We start from the raw sequence: 721 nt of genomic DNA on the forward strand, positions 1-721 counted from the left end.
CCGGCGATACGTGCCTGGTAGGCCCGGGAGAGGTCGTCGAAGAAGACGCCGGTGGACCGGCCGTCCGTCGCGATGTGATGCACCAGGAGGAAGAACACCCATGAGTCGTTGTCGACCCTGAACAACGTTGCCTTCAACGGAAGTTCACTCCGCAGATCGAAGACATGACGCGCGGCCTCCGCCATGGCCTCGTCCAGCTCGCCGGTGGCCACCTCACGTCGTTCGACGAGTGCGTGGGCTTGTGTGGCCGGGAGGATGTGTTGGCGTGGTTCGCCGTTGATGGTGGTGAATACGGTTCGCAAGGGGGTGTGGCGTTCGACGACGTCGTTGAGGGCGGTTTCGAGGATGTCGGTGTCGAGTGGGTGTGTCAGGTGGACGGCCATGGGGACGTTGTAGGCGGTGGTGTCGCCGTCGAGTTCGGCCAGGAGCCAGAGTCGGCGTTGGGCGAAGGAGACGGGGGCGTTGTTGTCGCCGGTCCATGTTCCGGGGGTGGGTGGTGGGAGTGCGGGCCGGCCGTTGAGCGTGGTGATGTGGTGGGCGAGGCGGGCCGGTGTGGGGTGCTGGAAGATGTCCCGGATGGTCAGTCGTATGCCCAGGACGTCGGCGAGGTGGTTGGTGAGGCGGGCTGCGAGCAGTGAGTGACCACCGTGGGTGAAGAAGCTGTCGTCCAGGCCCACCGGGTCCGAGGTGCCCAGTACCCGTGTGAAGAGAGTGACGGTGA

At 65.3% G+C, this 721-nt stretch carries 1 protein-coding gene; it reads right to left on the reverse strand.

The features are described from left to right. Positions 1–721, reverse strand: a 721-nt coding sequence (locus tag BA175_RS31590) for a condensation domain-containing protein (RefSeq protein WP_254667823.1), incomplete at both ends; no start/stop codon positions are given.

The organism is Streptomyces griseus (genome assembly GCF_001715295.1).
GTDB lineage: Bacteria > Actinomycetota > Actinomycetes > Streptomycetales > Streptomycetaceae > Streptomyces > Streptomyces griseus_G.